The organism is Lysinimonas soli (assembly GCF_042655435.1).
Taxonomy (GTDB): Bacteria; Actinomycetota; Actinomycetes; order Actinomycetales; family Microbacteriaceae; genus Lysinimonas; species Lysinimonas soli.
This window is the reverse complement of sequence record NZ_JBHSMG010000005.1, coordinates 1-15,091: the sequence shown is the minus strand read 5'-3', so window position 1 is coordinate 15,091 and position 15,091 is coordinate 1. Positions and strand designations below refer to the sequence as shown.

Sequence of the window (15,091 nt, the reverse complement as noted above, 5' to 3'; positions counted from 1 at the left end):
GCGACCCGGCCTCAGGCCGGGATGCCGGTGGGAATCAGATCGGCGAGCTTCTGGCTGACCTGCAGGTAGCCGATGTTCACGCCGTTCAAGGGGTACAGGAAGCGCTGGAGAGACGAGACAGGGCGCTTCGTTCCGTCCGAGTCCAGCAGGTAGATCGACCCATCGGAGGTGCGGATGAAGATGACGGCGGGTGTTCCGATCTTCATCTGGGTGCAGGTGTAGGAGTCCAGGGTGATGAAGCTGATCGGGAACCTCGGAAGGTCGGCGGCGGCGATCGGGTGAAGGCTGCCCGCCGCCGCCACGTATTTCGTGGTTCCGCAGACGTAGCCGAATCCCAGAATCGAGGGGTTCGTCGGGTAGGCCTCAAGCTGGCTAACCGGGAACTGCGCCAGAGCGGTGACTCCCGCCTGACTCGTCATGTCGAAGCTCGACACCGGGATCTTGTCGGTGAGCCCGTTGATCAAGTAGACCGTCGCATTTCCCGGGGAGTACGCGAGCGAGCCGGCGGTCAGGGCGACCGGTCCGGTGGCAGCAGCCGCAATAGCGGCGGCCGGGACGGTCAGAATCGTCGGGTTGGGAGTCGACGAGAGGGACAGGAGCGAAGACCAGGACGAGATCGGCTTGAGCGACGTGGCGGTGACCACATACACGGTCGCGTTCCCAGAGGCCATCACGAAGGTGCCCACCGCGATGGTGCCTGCGACGGGGTAGCTGTCAATAAGGGTCTGGCTCGCCGCGAAGGCGCCGGTTCCCGAGAATCCCCCGACTCCCGCCGGCCACACGTAACGCCCGGCTGCTCCGAGGAATTGGGTGCGGCTGTCGCCCGGCGCCGTGACGGCGCCCGAGAACGACCCTGTCCCCGCGGGGAGCAAAGCGAGGCTCGAAGAACTGAGGGATCCCGCGAGTCGGCTCGTTGCACCAAGCTGGGCCGGGTCTCCGCTCACCTGGTAGAGCGCATTCGTCTGGAAGTAGTCGACGGTGGCGGTGCCCTTCTGGCCGATGAACACGGAGTCGCGCACGACCGGAGCGGCATAGGGAAGATCGGCCACCGCGTTGTCGGATAGCACGTTCATCGCCGCGGGAAGCCCCGCTGCCGCCTGAGACTGGTTGTCGAGAATCTCCCGCTTGGTACCGCCGGTGATCCAGTATCGGGTGCCGCTCGTCGTGCCGAGTACGGGCGTGACGAGCGGGCCGGGGTAGAAGGACTTGATCTGAGCGTCCGTCAACTGCGTGTAGCTGGACGGGTCGCAACTGGCGCCGTAGTCGGTCACCTGAGTGCACGAGGTGAACGGAAGGAGGATTCCAGCGTCGAAGAAGTAGATGCTTCCGTCAGGGCCCCGGAGGCTGCGGCCAACCGCGTGACTGGTCGTGAACTTGTCGAGGTAGCTCTGCGAGACGGTCGCCGTCTGGCCGAGCGGGAACAGGGCAGCCAGGATGGCGGGCGACGTGACCGGGTACTTCGTCGTGCCCGACACCAGGTAGACCGTTGCGTCGATACTGGTGCGGACCAGGCTCGTCCCCAGCGTCGTGGACCCGAACCAGTCTGTGTAATAGGCCCAGAAGTTGCGATTGCCGTAGGAGCTGCAGCCGTCACCCGTGCCGTAGAGGTTGCTCATGGCCGCATCATTGGGCGTGTACGGCGTGTAGTCGTACAGGCCTGCCGTGGCAGCGTTCTGGATGAAGACGGACTTGGAGCCACACGCCGCATTGGGATTGAACTGGATGTTGTTCACCCGCCCGGCTTGGAAGTTGAAGCTCGTCGGGTGGGCCTGGTAGATCTTGAATTGCCGCGCCGCGTAGTAGACCTGGTAGAAGAACCCTCCGTACGACGGGTCGCACCCCGAGGTGTCGGGGCAGTTGAAGCCGGTCGCGTAGGTGAAGTTCCGAGAGGTGGGTGCCGTCGCTGTAACGAGGCCCTGCTCTTTCTGCAACAGCACGAGCAGAACCTTCTGGCTGATGCCACACGCTTGTCCGACAGTGAAGATGATGTTGGCGGCATTCATCACTCCGGTGGCGGCGATCGCGGAGCAGTAGCTCGACGCTGCCATCGCCGGAGTGGATTGGCCGTAGTTCCACATGCAGGCGTACGAACTGGTGCAGCCGGGTTCCTTGGACACGAGGAAGGATTGGATCGCGGCCGATCCCATCGCGTTGTTGTTGTAAAAGAGCGCATCGCTGATGATGTTGCCGGGGTCGAACTGCGAGCTGTCGGCGGCCTTTGCCGACTCGATCTGCGGAGACGCGAAGGTCATGAGTCCTGCGGCGACCACGATCGCGAGCGCCGCAGCCAGAGTTGCACGAACGGTCATGGGATCTCCAGAGCGAGAGGTTCGGAAGTGGCCTCGAGGTCCTGCGAGGCGAAGCGGAGTTCTACAGACCAACTGCCCTTCGAGAACGAGCCGATCGGCTCCGACTTCGTTCCGCACGAAGTGGTCGTCACGTTGGACACCGCAGTACCTGCGATCTCGACGGTGGCCTTCGTCGCCGCGCTCGTGGCGATGAAGGTGCACGTGCCCTTGTTTTGGACGATGCCGCTCACGTAGCCGGACACCGTGACGTTCTTGCCGTCGACGTCGACGCTCGCAATCGTCATGTGGGCCGCGATCTTGGGAGGTGCGCTCGGCCCTGGCGTCGATGATGTCTGCGCGAGCGAATCGACTGACGTGGGATTACCCGCGAAGCAGCCGGTCAGGACGAGGGGCAGGGTGCACGACAGCACGAGCGCAGCGGTCAACCGGGTGCGTCGCGACGATGTCATCGTTCCCTCCCCGAGCCGTTGACGAAATCAAGCATAGATGCTGGAGTGGTGAATGTGACTAGTGGGGTTGCCGCCAGTTCAGGGGGTCACCCTGTGGGGTTCAAGGTATCGGAGCGCGTCGCGACCTCGACATCCATCGTGAGGTAGCCGGTACTGGGCACGGCGCCCGTCACGGAGAAGGACGAGGACGACAGCGAACGATCGAGCGAGACGCCTTCTCGGGTCTCGAGATTGCCCCGTAACGAGTACTCTCCGACGCCGAGCGGGACGCGCGCGAAGGCGAAGTCGATCACGTGCTGTCCCGCCGTGTCGGGGATGACCGTTGCCGTGTCGGCCGTGTTCAACCGGTAGATCGGCTCGCCCTCGGGAGTTTCGATCGAGATCTCGGCGACCAGCGGAGGGTGCGACTTGGTCAGTTCGTACGAGAACGAGACCCGCATGTCATCGCCGGTCGCGACTGACTTCTTGTCGGCGGGCTGATCCGAGACGATCGAAACGTCGGTGATCATCGCGGGATTCTGGTGGGAATTGGACCCCAGCGCCAGTTCCTCGCCCAGGGAGTCGATGCGACGTTGCTCGTCGTAACCGAATCGAAGCACGTGCAGGCCATCCGCGGGCGGGCCGTCGAAGACCATCTCGCCATGATTCATCACCACGACGCGGTCGCACAGACGTGCGACCTGCGCCGCCGAATGGCTGACGACCACGATGGTTCGGCCTTCGCGCTGGAATTCCTCGATCTTGTCCATGCATTTGGCCTGAAAAGGTTCATCGCCCACGGCGAGCACCTCATCCACGAGCAGGAGATCCGGGTTGACGTGCACGGCCACCGCGAATGCGAGCCGAACGTACATCCCCGACGAGTAGAACTTGACCTGCGTGTCGATGAAGGGTTCGATACCCGAGAAGTCGACGATCGCGTCGAAGTAACGATCGATCTCCTTCTGTGTGAGTCCCAGAATCGCGGCGTTGAGGTAGACGTTCTCGCGCCCGGTGAGGTCGGGATGGAATCCAGCACCCAACTCGAGCAGCGCCGCCATGCGGCCCCGCCGTCTCACCGTTCCCGAGGACGGTTCGATGATGCCGCCGATCACCTTGAGCAAGGTGCTCTTGCCGGAGCCGTTGTGGCCGACGAGGCCCAGAGTGCTCCCGGACGGGATGTCGAAGCTGATGTCGCGCAACGCCCAGAAGTCCTCGCGGTGGGCCCTTTCGGTTCCGCGGTTGACGATCCGCTCCTTGAGCGACTTGTGACGGTGAAGGGTGAACCTCTTCGAGACGTCCGAGACGGAGACGATCGTGGGTACGGTCACGAGATCACAGTTCCTGCGCGAAGTTGCCCTGGAGCCGAGCGAAGATGCGCTGCGAGATCCAGAGAAGGGCGAGACTCGCCAAGAAGACGACGAGAAGACGGAGCGGGAGGTGGTCCGGCCAGGTCTGCGCAAGGGCTCCCGTGCCGCTCGCGCCACCGGACCACAGCGCCTTCTGCATCGCGATGACCGCCATCGTGACAGGGTTCGCCAGGTAGATCTGCTCGAGCCAGTTGCCCTGGAGCACGCGCTGGACGGCCGTGATCGGGTAGACGATCGGAGACACCCAGAAGAACACGATCAGGTAGATCTCGACGAAATGCTGCACGTCGCGGAGATACACGTTGAGAGCCGACAACAGCAGGCCGAGGGCGGTGCCGAACGTCAGGATCATGATGAATGCGGCAGGTGCCAGCAGCAGGTCCCAGCTCAGCCTGAAGTGGCTGAGAATGAGAATGCCCGCGAGAAGGACGACGAGTTGGACGCCGAAGTTGACCAACGCGCTGCCGATGGAGGCGAGCGGGAAGATCTCGCGCGGAAGGTAGATCTTCTTGATCAGACCCGCGTTGTTCAGAATCGAGATGGTGCTGCCCGTGATGGTCTCGGCGTAGAGCGTCCAGATCGACAAGCCGATGAACACGAAGATCGCGTAGTCGGGGACTGACTTCGCCGCGCCCAGGATCTTGCCGATCGCGAAGAAATAGATCAGCAGCTGGACGAGTGGCCGGAAGAGACTCCAGACGATGCCCAGCGAACTGTCCTTGTAACGGGCCTTGATCTCACGGCGGACCAGCCGGCCGAGCAACTCGCGGAACGTCCAGATGTCGGAGAGGGACCCGAGAGTTCCGCGGAAGAACCCCGGCTTCCTGCCGACATCGACGAAAGGCGAATCGGCGATGTGATGCTCTCGCTCCTGCTTGCGCTGGTCTTCGAGAGTCGTCGATTCCACGGGTGTCTTTTCGTTCAGGGGGGCCATGCGCCTAGCCAGATAGTCTAAACGCATGACTTCGCGCGCGTCGGGAGGCACCGGCCCGCAGCTCAAGGAGTCGAGAACGACCGACTCGAGTCGGCCGACTCGTGGGCCATTCGTCGGTTGGCGGGTGTTCGTTCCCACCTTCCTCATCTTGGCGGCCATGTCGGCCCTGTGGGCGTTGGCGAGTCCCATCCTGTCGGGCCCGGACGAGACCGCTCACGCGACCAAGGCGATCGCTCAACTCCGTGGTGAGATCACCGGTCACCAGCGGGTCGGTGCTGCGTATCCCGTCGTCGATCTTCCCGACTCGTACCGCTACAGCCCGCAGATCATCTGCTTCGCGGCCCACCCCGACGTGTCCGCGGACTGCAAGGCGCAGCTCGGCGACGCGAACGGTCAGAACTACTTCGCGACATGGGTGAGCGGCTACAACCCGATCTACTACTACCTCGTGGGGTGGCCGAGCCTCATCTTCGGCGGTTCGGTCGGCATCATGGCGATGCGTCTCGTGAGCGCGCTGCTCTCGGCGGCGCTGCTCGCATGGGGATTCACGGCGGGCATGGCGTCAAAGCGATCCCGATGGATGCCCGCCGGCCTGCTTTTCCTCGCGAGTCCGATGGTCTCGTACCTGGCGGCGATGATCAACCCGCAAGGGCTTGAAATCGCGGCGTCCGCCGCCTTGTGGATCGGACTGATCCGCTTGTTCACCCGCCACCGCGCCGATCCCGATGATCGTGACGTCCTATCGCGTCGTCAGCTCTGGATCTTGGTCGTGATCGCAGCCTCGTTGCTGGCCTGTGCCCGTTCCCTTGGTCCGCTCTGGCTCGTGATCGTGGTGGCGATCAGCGTGGCAACCGTCGGATGGGGTGCGGCCAAGCGTGTATTGATGACCCGCCGAAGCTATCTTCCGATCGGAGTGGTCGCGGTCGCCGGCATCTTCTCGATCGGGTGGACCCTCGCCACGGGGAGCCTGTCGGGCCAGGCGGGCGCCACCGATGCGCCCCTGGTCGGCGGGAGCTTCCTGCAGGGTGTCTGGAACACCTTTCGTAACACCTCGGGATACTTCCAGCAGGCGGCGGGAGTGTTCGGCTGGCTGGACACCTGGCTTCCGGGTTCGCTCTACGCGTTCTTCTACCTGGCATTCGGACTCGTCGTGGTTCTGGCTGCCATGGCCACGGGGCGACGCGGTGCGATGACCATGATCCTGCTGCTCGTGGCCGCGTTCGCGGTGCCCATCCTCGTCCAGGGCTACTCGGTGCATCAAACCGGGATCATCTGGCAGGGACGCTACGGGATATTCCTCTACCTCGCCGTTCCCGTGATCGGAGGGTGGCTTCTGTCGAATGTTCGAAGCCCCCGCGTCGACTTCCTCTCGGTGCGGGTCACCGTCATCGCGGCATCGCTGCTCGCGGTCTTCAGCATCATGGCGTTCTTCATCGCGCTCCACCGGTACATCGTGGGAATGAATGCGCCGCTGTTCGCTATCGTCCACGCGCGTGGCTGGCAGCCTCCCCTCGGCTGGGTCGCGCTCCTTGTTCTGTTCGCTCTCGTGGTGGCGGGCTGGTCCGCATGGGTGATCCGCGTCGCGGTGCTCGCCGCACATCGGCAGGAGCGCGCGGGTCCCGCGCTCGTCGGCTCGCCATGAGCGGCCCGCGCGTGGCGGTGGTCTATGACAGCTTCTTCCCACTGACGACAGGAGGTGGCGAGCGCGTCTATCGCAGGTTGTGCGAGCTTCTCGTCGAACGAGGCGCGACCGTTCGCTACCTCACGCGACAGCTGTGGGGCGCGGCGGACCCTCCTCGCCCTGGATTCGGCGTCGAGGGGATCTGGCGCGGCGACGTCTACGACGCGCGAGGCGCGAGGACCACATCGGGAGCGTTGGCATTCGCGTTCGCGAGCTACCGCCACGTGCGCCGTACCCGCCAGGAGTACGACATCGTGGTCGCCAGCGCTCTTCCCGTTCTCACGCTCATCGCGGTGCGGCTGGCGCTGAGGGGGACCGGAGTCTGGCTGGTCGGGGATTGGCTTGAAGTGTGGTCTTGGTCGAAGTGGCGTGGGTACGCCGGCGCGCTCTCGGGCACGGCTGCCTTCGTGCTGCAGTCCTTGGGCGTGCATTGTGCGGATCTCGACACGGTCAACAGCTCTTTCACGGCGGCGAGGCTCACTCGAGCGGGCATGGATCCGCTGGTCCTCGGACTGGTCGATCTCGGAGGCGCACCGCGCCCCGCGGTGAGTGCCTCGTCTCCGCCCTACATCCTCTTCGTCGGCCGTCACATTCCCGACAAGCGGATCGCGGCCCTTCCCGCTGCTCTCGCCGTTGCGAGATCGTCGATTCGCGATCTTCGTCTGATCGTGGCTGGAGACGGCCCCGATACGCCCGCGCTGCACAGAGAGTTGGAGCGCACCGGGATGTCCGCCTTCACCGAGGTGGTCGGGCGTGTTGACGACGACCGTCTCGCAGCGCTCGTCGCGGGGGCATCGGCCCTAGTGAACCCGTCCTCCCGCGAAGGTTTCGGTCTCGTGGTCGCAGAGGTGGCGGCGGCCGGGGTCCCCAGTGTGGTCGTCGCGGGCGTCGACAATGCCGCTGTCGACCTGATCCGGGACGGTGTGAACGGCACGGTTGCCTCGTCGGTCGCCCCCGAAGACCTCGGAGGGGCGATCGTTCGGGTCGTGCGTGACGGGGCCATGCGTCGGAGGACGGCGCAGTGGTATCTCCAAGAGAGCGTCGCGCACGGGCTCGGCGCTTCGGTCGACGAGTTGTTGTTGCGCTATTCGCGGTGGCGGCGGTCCAGAGCCCGATAGAACGTCTCGATCGTCGACTCGGCGGTGCGAAGCCACGAGTAACCTCTGCTCCGAACGAGGCCTCGGCTGGCGAGTTCGGCGAGCAGCGACGGCTTCGCCAGGGTCGTCACGATCGCCGTCGAGATGGAATCGGTCTGGAGCGGATCGAAGTACACAGCCGAGTCTCCCGCGAGTTCGCGGAGTACCGGCAGGTCTGAGCAGATGACGGGGCAGCTGCGGCTCATGGCCTCGAGGACGGGGAGCCCGAAGCCTTCGAAGAGGGTGGGAATGATGACCGCCGTCGCGCGGGCGTACAGTGCCTCGACCTCGTCCGGTGCCAGCCAGCCAGCGAGTTCGACCCACCGCTCGAGGCGGAGCCGGGCCACAACTTGTCGCAACGGGTCGTCGTCGCCGCCGCCGCCCGTGAGGATCAACGTCGGACGAGCCGATTCCGGAATCCCTGCGAGCGCGGCGAGGAGCCGCTCGAAGTTCTTGTGCGGCAGCCGATTGCCGAGCGCGAGAAGCAGGCTTCCCTCGCGTCGGGTCACCACCGGCGGGACCGGAGTGCCACCGGCAAGGGGGATCACGTCGATTGCGGCGCGAGGGTGCAGGACCTCGTCGAGGTCGACGCGACTGTGCTCGCTGATCGTGATGATCCGGGTGGCATGGGCCACGGCGCGGCGCACGAGCGTCCGCAGCACAGGGCCGTAGGGGCCCGGAAGGAACTCGGGGTGCCGGAAGGGAAGCAGGTCGTGCACGGTGAGGACCACGGGGATCGTGCCGGACCATGGACCGATGTTGGCGGGGCAGTGGATGAGGTCGGCTCCGGCTCGCGTTGCTGCCGCCGACACCTTCAGGATCTCGCCGGCGGCCCATGCCACTCGGCTTTCGCCCGAGACGCCGGAGGGCACCAGTTCTCCGGGAAACCACGGTGCGCCCCTCGCCATCAACTCGGTGGAGGCGAGGCCCACAAATTCGACTCCGCGATCACCGGCGTGTTCGTAGAGCTGATGGGCGTAGGACTCCATCCCGCCCTTCCTCCCCGTGAAGTACAGAAGATCGACAAGCACGCGGGTCATACGGGCGAACTGCCCAACCGCGCCCTGAGCCGACGCCGAGCGATCTCATAGCTGCTCGCTTGGGCGAGCTCTCCCAGGAGAAGCACGACGAACACGATCGTCAGGCTGTGCAGCGAGAGTGAGAGCACTCCCGCGCCGAAGGTCACCAGCGCGCAGCATCCCCGAAGAACAGTGAGCAGCTTGACGTGTCCGGCCCGGCGAAGAGCAGCGAACGGCAGGGTCGTCGCGAGGGAAGCGGCACGCCAGAGGCAGGCGATCCCGAGAGCCGCTGCGGTCGCCGGCACGGTCCAGGAACCGCGAAAGACGAAGCCGAGGATCCCGCTGAACTCGAGGATTCCGATCACGATCGTCGCAAGGGCGACCGCGGCGGCCGAGACCCAGACGTCCAGGGACGAGTGGGCCTTGAGAAGCCGCAGTCGCATGAAGTTCAAGGGAATCGCAAGAAGGCCCGAGACGGTCGAGATCGCGGTGAAGAGCACCGCGCCGACGGGACCGATCAACAGCAGGATCAGGGTGTTCAGGGCGGGGTAGATCACGCCGGTGATCGCGACATCGGCGACGACCCAGGCGCGCACTCCGGGCTGCGGGGGGACTGCCGCGTGCTGCATCGGTGACGAGCGGACGATCGTGGCGCTGGCGATCCCGACAGCCAATGGGATGAGGCCCCACGGGCCGCCCAGGTAGGAGATGACGACCCCCGCAAGCGCTCCGGCTCCGACGAGGATCGCGGCGGCGGCTTCTCGGCTGTCCAGGCGTTCCGCGACTGAGACGCCGCGCCCGACTTCCAGCGATGTGAGAAGAACCGGTAGGGCGGCGCAGAGCGCGATCGGCTGTGAGAATGCGACGGCGACGACGATGGCGGCCAGGATCGATGCTCCGGCGAGCCACCGCGGGAAGATCACCCTGCGGGCCGTCAAGGGGGAGCTGAGTCGAGCCTCGACGATCGCAGCGAAGACCAGTTGGCTCACGAACGTCGAGGCCGTGATCGTGACCGAGATGAAGCCCTGCTGGGATGTCGAGAAGGTGTGCGATGCGATGGAGAGTATGGCGGCGGGGACCACGGCCGACGACACCCCGCCAACGAGACTGACTACCGAGAGCGACGCTTGACGCACCGGGAGACCGCCACCCCGCGCGCTCACGATCGAGCCCTGACCCTGAGACGGAGCGAGGCGAGGAGACCGATCGAGGCATCCACGTCGGGGACCGCCGCAGTGCGCGGGGTGGCGCGGGCACCAGCCCGCCACCCCGCCAGACGACCGCGGGCGGACGCGAGATCGTGTGACAGCGCGAGATCACCGAGGCACACGATGAACTCAGTCACGATCGCGCGCACGGCATGCCGACGCCGGAGTACACGGTAGGCGCGCAGCAGGTAGCCGCGGCCGTAGCCGGCTCGAAGCCGCTGCGTCGTCGACCCCCTTCCCGATGTCGCGCCGCCGAGGTGAACCGCGCGCGCGGCAGGCGCCGCGGCGGGCCTCCATCCGGCAGCACTCAGACGGAGAGCGAGGTCCAGTTCTTCGCCGTACATGACGATGCCCTCGTCGAGCAGCCCGACCTCCGCGAGCGCCGTCGACCGGTAGGCGGCGACGGCGCCGTAAGGCCCGGCAAGTCGCTGAGTCGGGCCGTCGACCGCGTTATCGGGCGCACCGTGCAGTCGCAGAAAGCCGGCCATCGTGACGTCGGCGGTGATCCCCAGGGCGTCGATCCGACCATCCGGACGGAGGACCAATGGACTGGCGCTGCCGACTGCCGGATCAGCGAACGGCTCGATCAGGCGTTCGAGCAAGGTCGGTTGCGCCTCGACGTCGTTGTTCACCAGTACCACGATGTCGGCAGTGGAGGCACGCAGCCCGTGATTGCACGCCGCGGCGAAACCGGAGTTGACCTCCAGTGCGATCACTTCGACTGCCGGGTAGTCGGCGGCGAGGCGTGTGAGCGTGTCATCGGGGCTGGCATCGTCGACAACGATCACGCGATGGGGGATCGTCTGTCGCACAAGACTGTCGAGACAGACCCGCGTCAGGTTCCAGTTGCCGTAGACCGGAACGATCACGTCCACGGTGAACTTCACGCTAGGCGCCCTTCTGGCTGGTGGATGCTCGCCCAACTCTCTCATGGCGGCCCTGGCCACGGGCCGCCACCAATCGTTGAGTAGGATTTGGGTGCAGTGCCGCCCATCCGCCAAGGGATATCTCCATGCCATCCTCGTCTCCCGTCGAGTTGACGATTCTGATGCCCTGCTTGAACGAAGCCGAGACGATTGCGGTCTGCGTCGACAAGGCTCAGCAGTACCTGGCGTCGAGTGGCGTGTCCGGAGAGGTGGTCGTCGCCGACAACGGGAGCACCGACGGTTCGCAGGCGATCGCGAAGGAGCACGGCGCGAGGGTCGTGGAGATTGCGAAGAAGGGCTACGGAAGCGCACTGATCGGCGGCATCACGTCTGCCCGCGGTGAGTACGTCATCATGGGGGACGCCGACGACAGCTACGACTTCGGTTCGCTCGGGGGGTTTCTGCAGCGCCTGCGGGCCGGGGATCAACTCGTCATGGGCAACCGCTTCCGGGGTGGCATCGCTCCCGGGGCAATGCCCCCTCTGCACAAGTACCTCGGCAACCCGGTTCTGTCGACGATCGGTCGGCTCCTGTTCCGGTCCCCGATCAAGGACTTCCACTGCGGCCTTCGAGGCTTCGACAGGGCATCGATCCTGGGCTTGCACCTTCAGACGACGGGCATGGAGTTCGCGAGCGAGATGGTCGTGAAGTCGACCTTGAGCGGCCTTCGGGTCAGCGAGGTGCCGACCACCTTGAAGAAGGACGGTCGTTCGCGTGCACCGCACCTTCGGAGCTGGCGGGACGGCTGGCGACATCTGCGTTTTCTGCTGATCTTCAGCCCACGCTGGCTGTTCATGATTCCGGGCGTCGTACTGATGCTCATCGGCTTGCTCGGAAGCGCGCTGCTGATGCTCGGTCCGATCAGGCTCGGCGGGATCGGACTCGACGTCTCGAGCCAGATCTACTTGGTGGCGCTCGCGATCGTCGGGTACCAGGGTCTGTTGTTCGCCGTGCTGACGAAGATCTACGCGCAACACGAGGGATTCAACATCCCACGTGGGCGCAACTTCGAGCGTCTCGAGAAACGCGTCAGCCTGGAGAGCCTCGCCGTGCTGGGCGTCGTGCTCTTCCTGGTCGGGTTCGTGATCGCGATCATTCAGTTCTCGACATGGGCGGCAAGCGGGTTCGGCGCTCTCGACCCGACGGCGACCATCCGCATCGCGGTTCCCGCCGTCCTCCTCATGATCCTCGGGGCACAGAGTGTCATGGCCGGAATGTTCTTGGGGGTCCTCTCGGTGGGGCTGCGGAGGCAATGACTGCCGTTGCCCCGGTCGTCTCGGTCGCACTCGCGAGCTACAACGGTGGCCGCTTCATCGCCGAGCAGTTGGCGAGCATCCTTGCCCAGACTCGTCGGCCCGACGAAGTGGTGGTGTCGGACGGCGGTTCGACGGATGACACCGTGCGGGTGGCGCGCGGGGTGCTCGAACGGGACGGCGAGGGTGTCCGATGGCAGATACTCGCGGACGGTTCGCGTCTCAATGTGCGAGAGAACTTCCAGCGGGCGATCGCTGCCACCCACGGCGATTTGATCGCGTTGAGCGACCAAGACGATGTCTGGCGCCCGGACCGACTGTCTCGGACTGTCACTCGGTTCGACGAGCCCGGCGTGATGCTCGCGAGCAGCGATGCGCGGCTCATCGACGCGGCAGGTGTGGCTATGCCTCTCACTCTGTTTGGGGCCCTCGGCGTCGGAGCACGTGAGTTGGAGCAACTTGGTAGTCGTCACGCTTTCGCACTGTTGATCCGGCGGAATCTCGTCACAGGAGCAACGGTAATGTTTCGCCGCGAGCTCCTCAGGGCCGCTGAGCCGTTCCCCCAGGATTGGGTGCACGACGAATGGCTGGCGATCGTGGCCGCGGCGGTGGGACGACTTGCTGTCGACCCTCAGCCCCTCATCGATTACCGACAGCACGGCGAGAACACCATCGGGGTCACGGCTCCGACCCTTCGGTACCGAGTACAACGGATGGTAGAGAGCAGGGGAACGCGCTATCAGGTCCTTGCGGCGCGATCGGTCGAACTGTCCGCCCGACTTGACCAGCTCGGTGCCCCGCTGGTCTGGCGCGCCCTTGCCCGTCGCAAGGCTTCATTTGAGAATGTACGCGCGGGGTACGACCCCCGCCGGTTCCGTCGGATCCTGCCTGCGCTGCGTGAGTTGCGTTCCGGCTCCTACCAGCGGTTGTCAAGTCAGGGGAGTCTCGACATCGCTCGGGACTTGGTGCAGAGACCCTAACCCCTATGCCATTCAATCGTTCGGCCTATGGGTGATTTGCCTGATCCAGTAGCATGGGCCAAAACCTCGAGAAAGACTCTGAATGCGCTCGATTCTGATTCTGATGCTGGGTGCCTGCCTCGCTATGCCCTCTGTTGCAGGCGCCGAGCCCGCCAACGGGTCGACGATGCCCGCGGTACGGGTCTCGGCTCCTGTACCGGCTCCCGGCACGGCGCCCTCGGTCAGTCCGACGATCGCTTTGAGCACAAGCGAAACCAAGGTCGTGATCGATTCTTCAGCGGGGGTCTACTACACAACTGACCACACGGGTGTCGTCGAGGTCGTCGATCTCACCACGCATGCGATCATGAGAGCAATCTCCGTTCCCGGCGATCCGAACGCGCTCGCTTTCGACTCCGAGACCCACCGCCTGTACGTGGGGGAGTTGGGCGGCTCGAAGGTCTGGGTGATCAACCCCTCCACGGGAACGATCCTTGGTGCCCTGTCTGGAGTCCCAAGTGAAACCGTGAATGCGCTCTTGGTGAACACCGCCAGTGGCACGATCTACAGCTACACCAGCAACAATCCTTCCACTGAGCCAGGCGTTCTGACTGCCTTTGACGGGCAGACGCTCGGCGCAATTGCCAGCACTCTCACCGTCGGGGCCGTCGAGGGACTCGCCATTGATCGCAGCCGAGGCACTCTTGATGTTGTTGAGTACGACGCTTATCACCTCAATGCGAGCATCGCGGTGCTCCATGGCTCAACGCTGGCAGTCAAGAAGAGGACTTACTACGGCAGTGCCATACGACTAAGCGGTATCGATGTCGATCCGCTGACCAACACGCTGTACGTCGGCTTCTCGGGAGGGGATTCCTACGGGGGCACTTCATACGGGATCTACGGGGTAGACGGCTCCACAGGTGCGGTCACCTCGACCATGCTCGCTTACGACGACGCCCAAGTTGAATCGGTCTACATCGATGAGTCACGGAGTCTCGTCTATGGGCTCTCATCTACCAGTGCGTTCACCGACCCTGCCGGTCCGACGGGCCCGGGCGTTGCGCTCGGCATGGTGAGCGTCTTCAGCGCAGCGACGAAATCGTTTGTTGAAGAACTGCAGGTCGGCGCTCAGTCCTTCGTCGCGGGATTGGACACTATGAGTGGCAATCTGCACGTCATCAATTTCAACCATGGCAACCCATCGGTCAACGTCATCACTCCGCTTGCCGAGCAGAACGTGTTCCGCTTCTGGCTCCCCAGCAGCAATGATCATTTCTTCACGATGAACGTGACCGAAGCCGAGGGGATTCTGCGCCTCTATCCGTCACTCTGGAGGTACGAGGGTGTCGCTTATCAAGCCTTCGCGACACAGGAATCGGGAACTGTACCGCTCTATCGGTTCTGGAGTCCGGACCTTCAGGGCCACTTTTTCACTGCTAGCCAGCAGGAGAGAGATGCGGTTGTCTCCCGGTACGCAAGCCATGTGTGGTCCTACGAGGGTGTCGATTTCTACGTGTACCCCGAAGGCACGAGCGCCGCGGCTACTACCCAGGTCGCACGTTTTTGGAGCCCGCGGTACCAGCAGCACTTCTACACGATGAACCCTGCAGAAACGGCCTACATCGAGCAGTACTACGCTGGCGAGATCTGGACGTTCGAGAACTACAACTTTCGGGTACCGAGTAGCTGACTAGCTGTAGTGCCCGGCCAGGTTGTTTGAGATGCGGCTGATGGGTGAGAGCTTCCCGATGGCGGTGTGGGGCCGGTGCTGATTGTAGAAGTGCAGCCATGCCGGGAGAGCGGCGCGGCGGGCTGACTCGGAGTTGTAGTGGCGCGAGTAGGCCCAGCCGTCGGCGAGGGTGCGG

13 protein-coding genes are annotated in these 15,091 nt (G+C 64.5%); 5 read left to right on the top strand and 8 right to left on the bottom strand.

What is annotated here, in order from left to right; genetic code table 11:
* Nucleotides 1-11: 11 nt before the first annotated feature.
* The 4 genes from ACFPJ4_RS14195 to ACFPJ4_RS14180 form a co-directional block, all read right to left on the bottom strand.
* Nucleotides 12-2,309, bottom strand: coding sequence for a hypothetical protein (locus tag ACFPJ4_RS14195; protein WP_386741111.1), 2,298 nt, complete (start codon nt 2,307-2,309; stop codon nt 12-14).
* On the bottom strand, nt 2,306-2,758 hold the full coding sequence (locus tag ACFPJ4_RS14190; protein ID WP_386741110.1) for a hypothetical protein: 453 nt from the start codon (nt 2,756-2,758) through the stop codon (nt 2,306-2,308). The genes ACFPJ4_RS14195 and ACFPJ4_RS14190 overlap by 4 nt, the downstream gene beginning before the upstream one ends.
* Nucleotides 2,759-2,844: 86 nt before the next feature.
* A complete protein-coding gene (locus ACFPJ4_RS14185) occupies nt 2,845-4,068 on the bottom strand; it encodes an ABC transporter ATP-binding protein (RefSeq protein WP_386741109.1) in 1,224 nt (407 codons plus the stop codon).
* A 4-nt stretch (nt 4,069-4,072) separates the two neighbouring features.
* Entirely contained in the window at nt 4,073-5,014 is a 942-nt protein-coding gene (locus ACFPJ4_RS14180; RefSeq protein ID WP_386741108.1) for an ABC transporter permease, read from the bottom strand.
* A gap of 52 nt (nt 5,015-5,066) precedes the next feature.
* Between ACFPJ4_RS14180 and ACFPJ4_RS14175 the strand changes: the two genes are divergently transcribed.
* The gene (locus tag ACFPJ4_RS14175; protein ID WP_386741107.1) at nt 5,067-6,683 is read left to right on the top strand and encodes a DUF2142 domain-containing protein; all 1,617 of its coding nucleotides are present in this window, start codon (nt 5,067-5,069) and stop codon (nt 6,681-6,683) included.
* Complete coding sequence (locus ACFPJ4_RS14170) at nt 6,680-7,840, top strand: glycosyltransferase family 4 protein (RefSeq protein WP_386741106.1); 1,161 nt, start codon at nt 6,680-6,682, stop codon at nt 7,838-7,840. Before ACFPJ4_RS14175 ends, ACFPJ4_RS14170 begins: the two co-directional genes overlap by 4 nt.
* Here the strand turns inward: ACFPJ4_RS14170 and ACFPJ4_RS14165 are convergent.
* The 3 genes from ACFPJ4_RS14165 to ACFPJ4_RS14155 form a co-directional block, all read right to left on the bottom strand.
* Nucleotides 7,807-8,847 (bottom strand): glycosyltransferase family 4 protein, encoded by a 1,041-nt coding sequence (locus tag ACFPJ4_RS14165; RefSeq protein ID WP_386741105.1) that lies wholly within the window; start codon nt 8,845-8,847, stop codon nt 7,807-7,809. The two genes, ACFPJ4_RS14170 and ACFPJ4_RS14165, sit on opposite strands and share 34 nt — an antisense overlap.
* A gap of 47 nt (nt 8,848-8,894) precedes the next feature.
* Complete coding sequence (locus tag ACFPJ4_RS14160) at nt 8,895-9,971, bottom strand: hypothetical protein (protein ID WP_386741104.1); 1,077 nt, start codon at nt 9,969-9,971, stop codon at nt 8,895-8,897.
* 65 nt (nt 9,972-10,036) lie between these two features.
* Complete coding sequence (locus ACFPJ4_RS14155) at nt 10,037-11,086, bottom strand: glycosyltransferase (RefSeq protein ID WP_386741103.1); 1,050 nt, start codon at nt 11,084-11,086, stop codon at nt 10,037-10,039.
* Between the two features lie 11 nt (nt 11,087-11,097).
* Here ACFPJ4_RS14155 and ACFPJ4_RS14150 point away from each other — a divergent pair, with 11 nt between their 5' ends.
* From ACFPJ4_RS14150 to ACFPJ4_RS14140, 3 genes are all read left to right on the top strand, one after another.
* Nucleotides 11,098-12,267 carry a glycosyltransferase family 2 protein gene (locus ACFPJ4_RS14150; protein ID WP_386741102.1) on the top strand — a complete coding sequence of 390 codons (1,170 nt, stop codon included), beginning with the start codon at nt 11,098-11,100 and terminating at the stop codon, nt 12,265-12,267.
* On the top strand, nt 12,264-13,244 hold the full coding sequence (locus ACFPJ4_RS14145) for a glycosyltransferase family 2 protein (RefSeq protein WP_386741101.1): 981 nt from the start codon (nt 12,264-12,266) through the stop codon (nt 13,242-13,244). The genes ACFPJ4_RS14150 and ACFPJ4_RS14145 overlap by 4 nt, the downstream gene beginning before the upstream one ends.
* An 82-nt stretch (nt 13,245-13,326) precedes the next feature.
* Nucleotides 13,327-14,916, top strand: coding sequence for a hypothetical protein (locus ACFPJ4_RS14140; RefSeq protein WP_386741100.1), 1,590 nt, complete (start codon nt 13,327-13,329; stop codon nt 14,914-14,916).
* Here the strand turns inward: ACFPJ4_RS14140 and ACFPJ4_RS14135 are convergent.
* Nucleotides 14,917-15,091, bottom strand: a 175-nt coding sequence (locus ACFPJ4_RS14135) for an integrase core domain-containing protein (RefSeq protein ID WP_386741253.1), incomplete at its 5' end; no start/stop codon positions are given.

Excerpts from the sequence above, each read along its gene's own strand:
- ACFPJ4_RS14195 (WP_386741111.1), bottom strand. The coding sequence starts at position 2,309 with ATGACCGTTCGTGCAACTCTGGCTGCGGCGCTCGCGATCGTGGTCGCC.
- ACFPJ4_RS14190 (WP_386741110.1), bottom strand. The coding sequence starts at position 2,758 with ATGACATCGTCGCGACGCACCCGGTTGACCGCTGCGCTCGTGCTGTCG.
- ACFPJ4_RS14175 (WP_386741107.1), top strand. The coding sequence starts at position 5,067 with ATGACTTCGCGCGCGTCGGGAGGCACCGGCCCGCAGCTCAAGGAGTCG.
- ACFPJ4_RS14170 (WP_386741106.1), top strand. The coding sequence starts at position 6,680 with ATGAGCGGCCCGCGCGTGGCGGTGGTCTATGACAGCTTCTTCCCACTG.
- ACFPJ4_RS14165 (WP_386741105.1), bottom strand. The coding sequence starts at position 8,847 with ATGGAGTCCTACGCCCATCAGCTCTACGAACACGCCGGTGATCGCGGA.
- ACFPJ4_RS14150 (WP_386741102.1), top strand. The coding sequence starts at position 11,098 with ATGCCATCCTCGTCTCCCGTCGAGTTGACGATTCTGATGCCCTGCTTG.
- ACFPJ4_RS14145 (WP_386741101.1), top strand. The coding sequence starts at position 12,264 with ATGACTGCCGTTGCCCCGGTCGTCTCGGTCGCACTCGCGAGCTACAAC.
- ACFPJ4_RS14140 (WP_386741100.1), top strand. The coding sequence starts at position 13,327 with ATGCGCTCGATTCTGATTCTGATGCTGGGTGCCTGCCTCGCTATGCCC.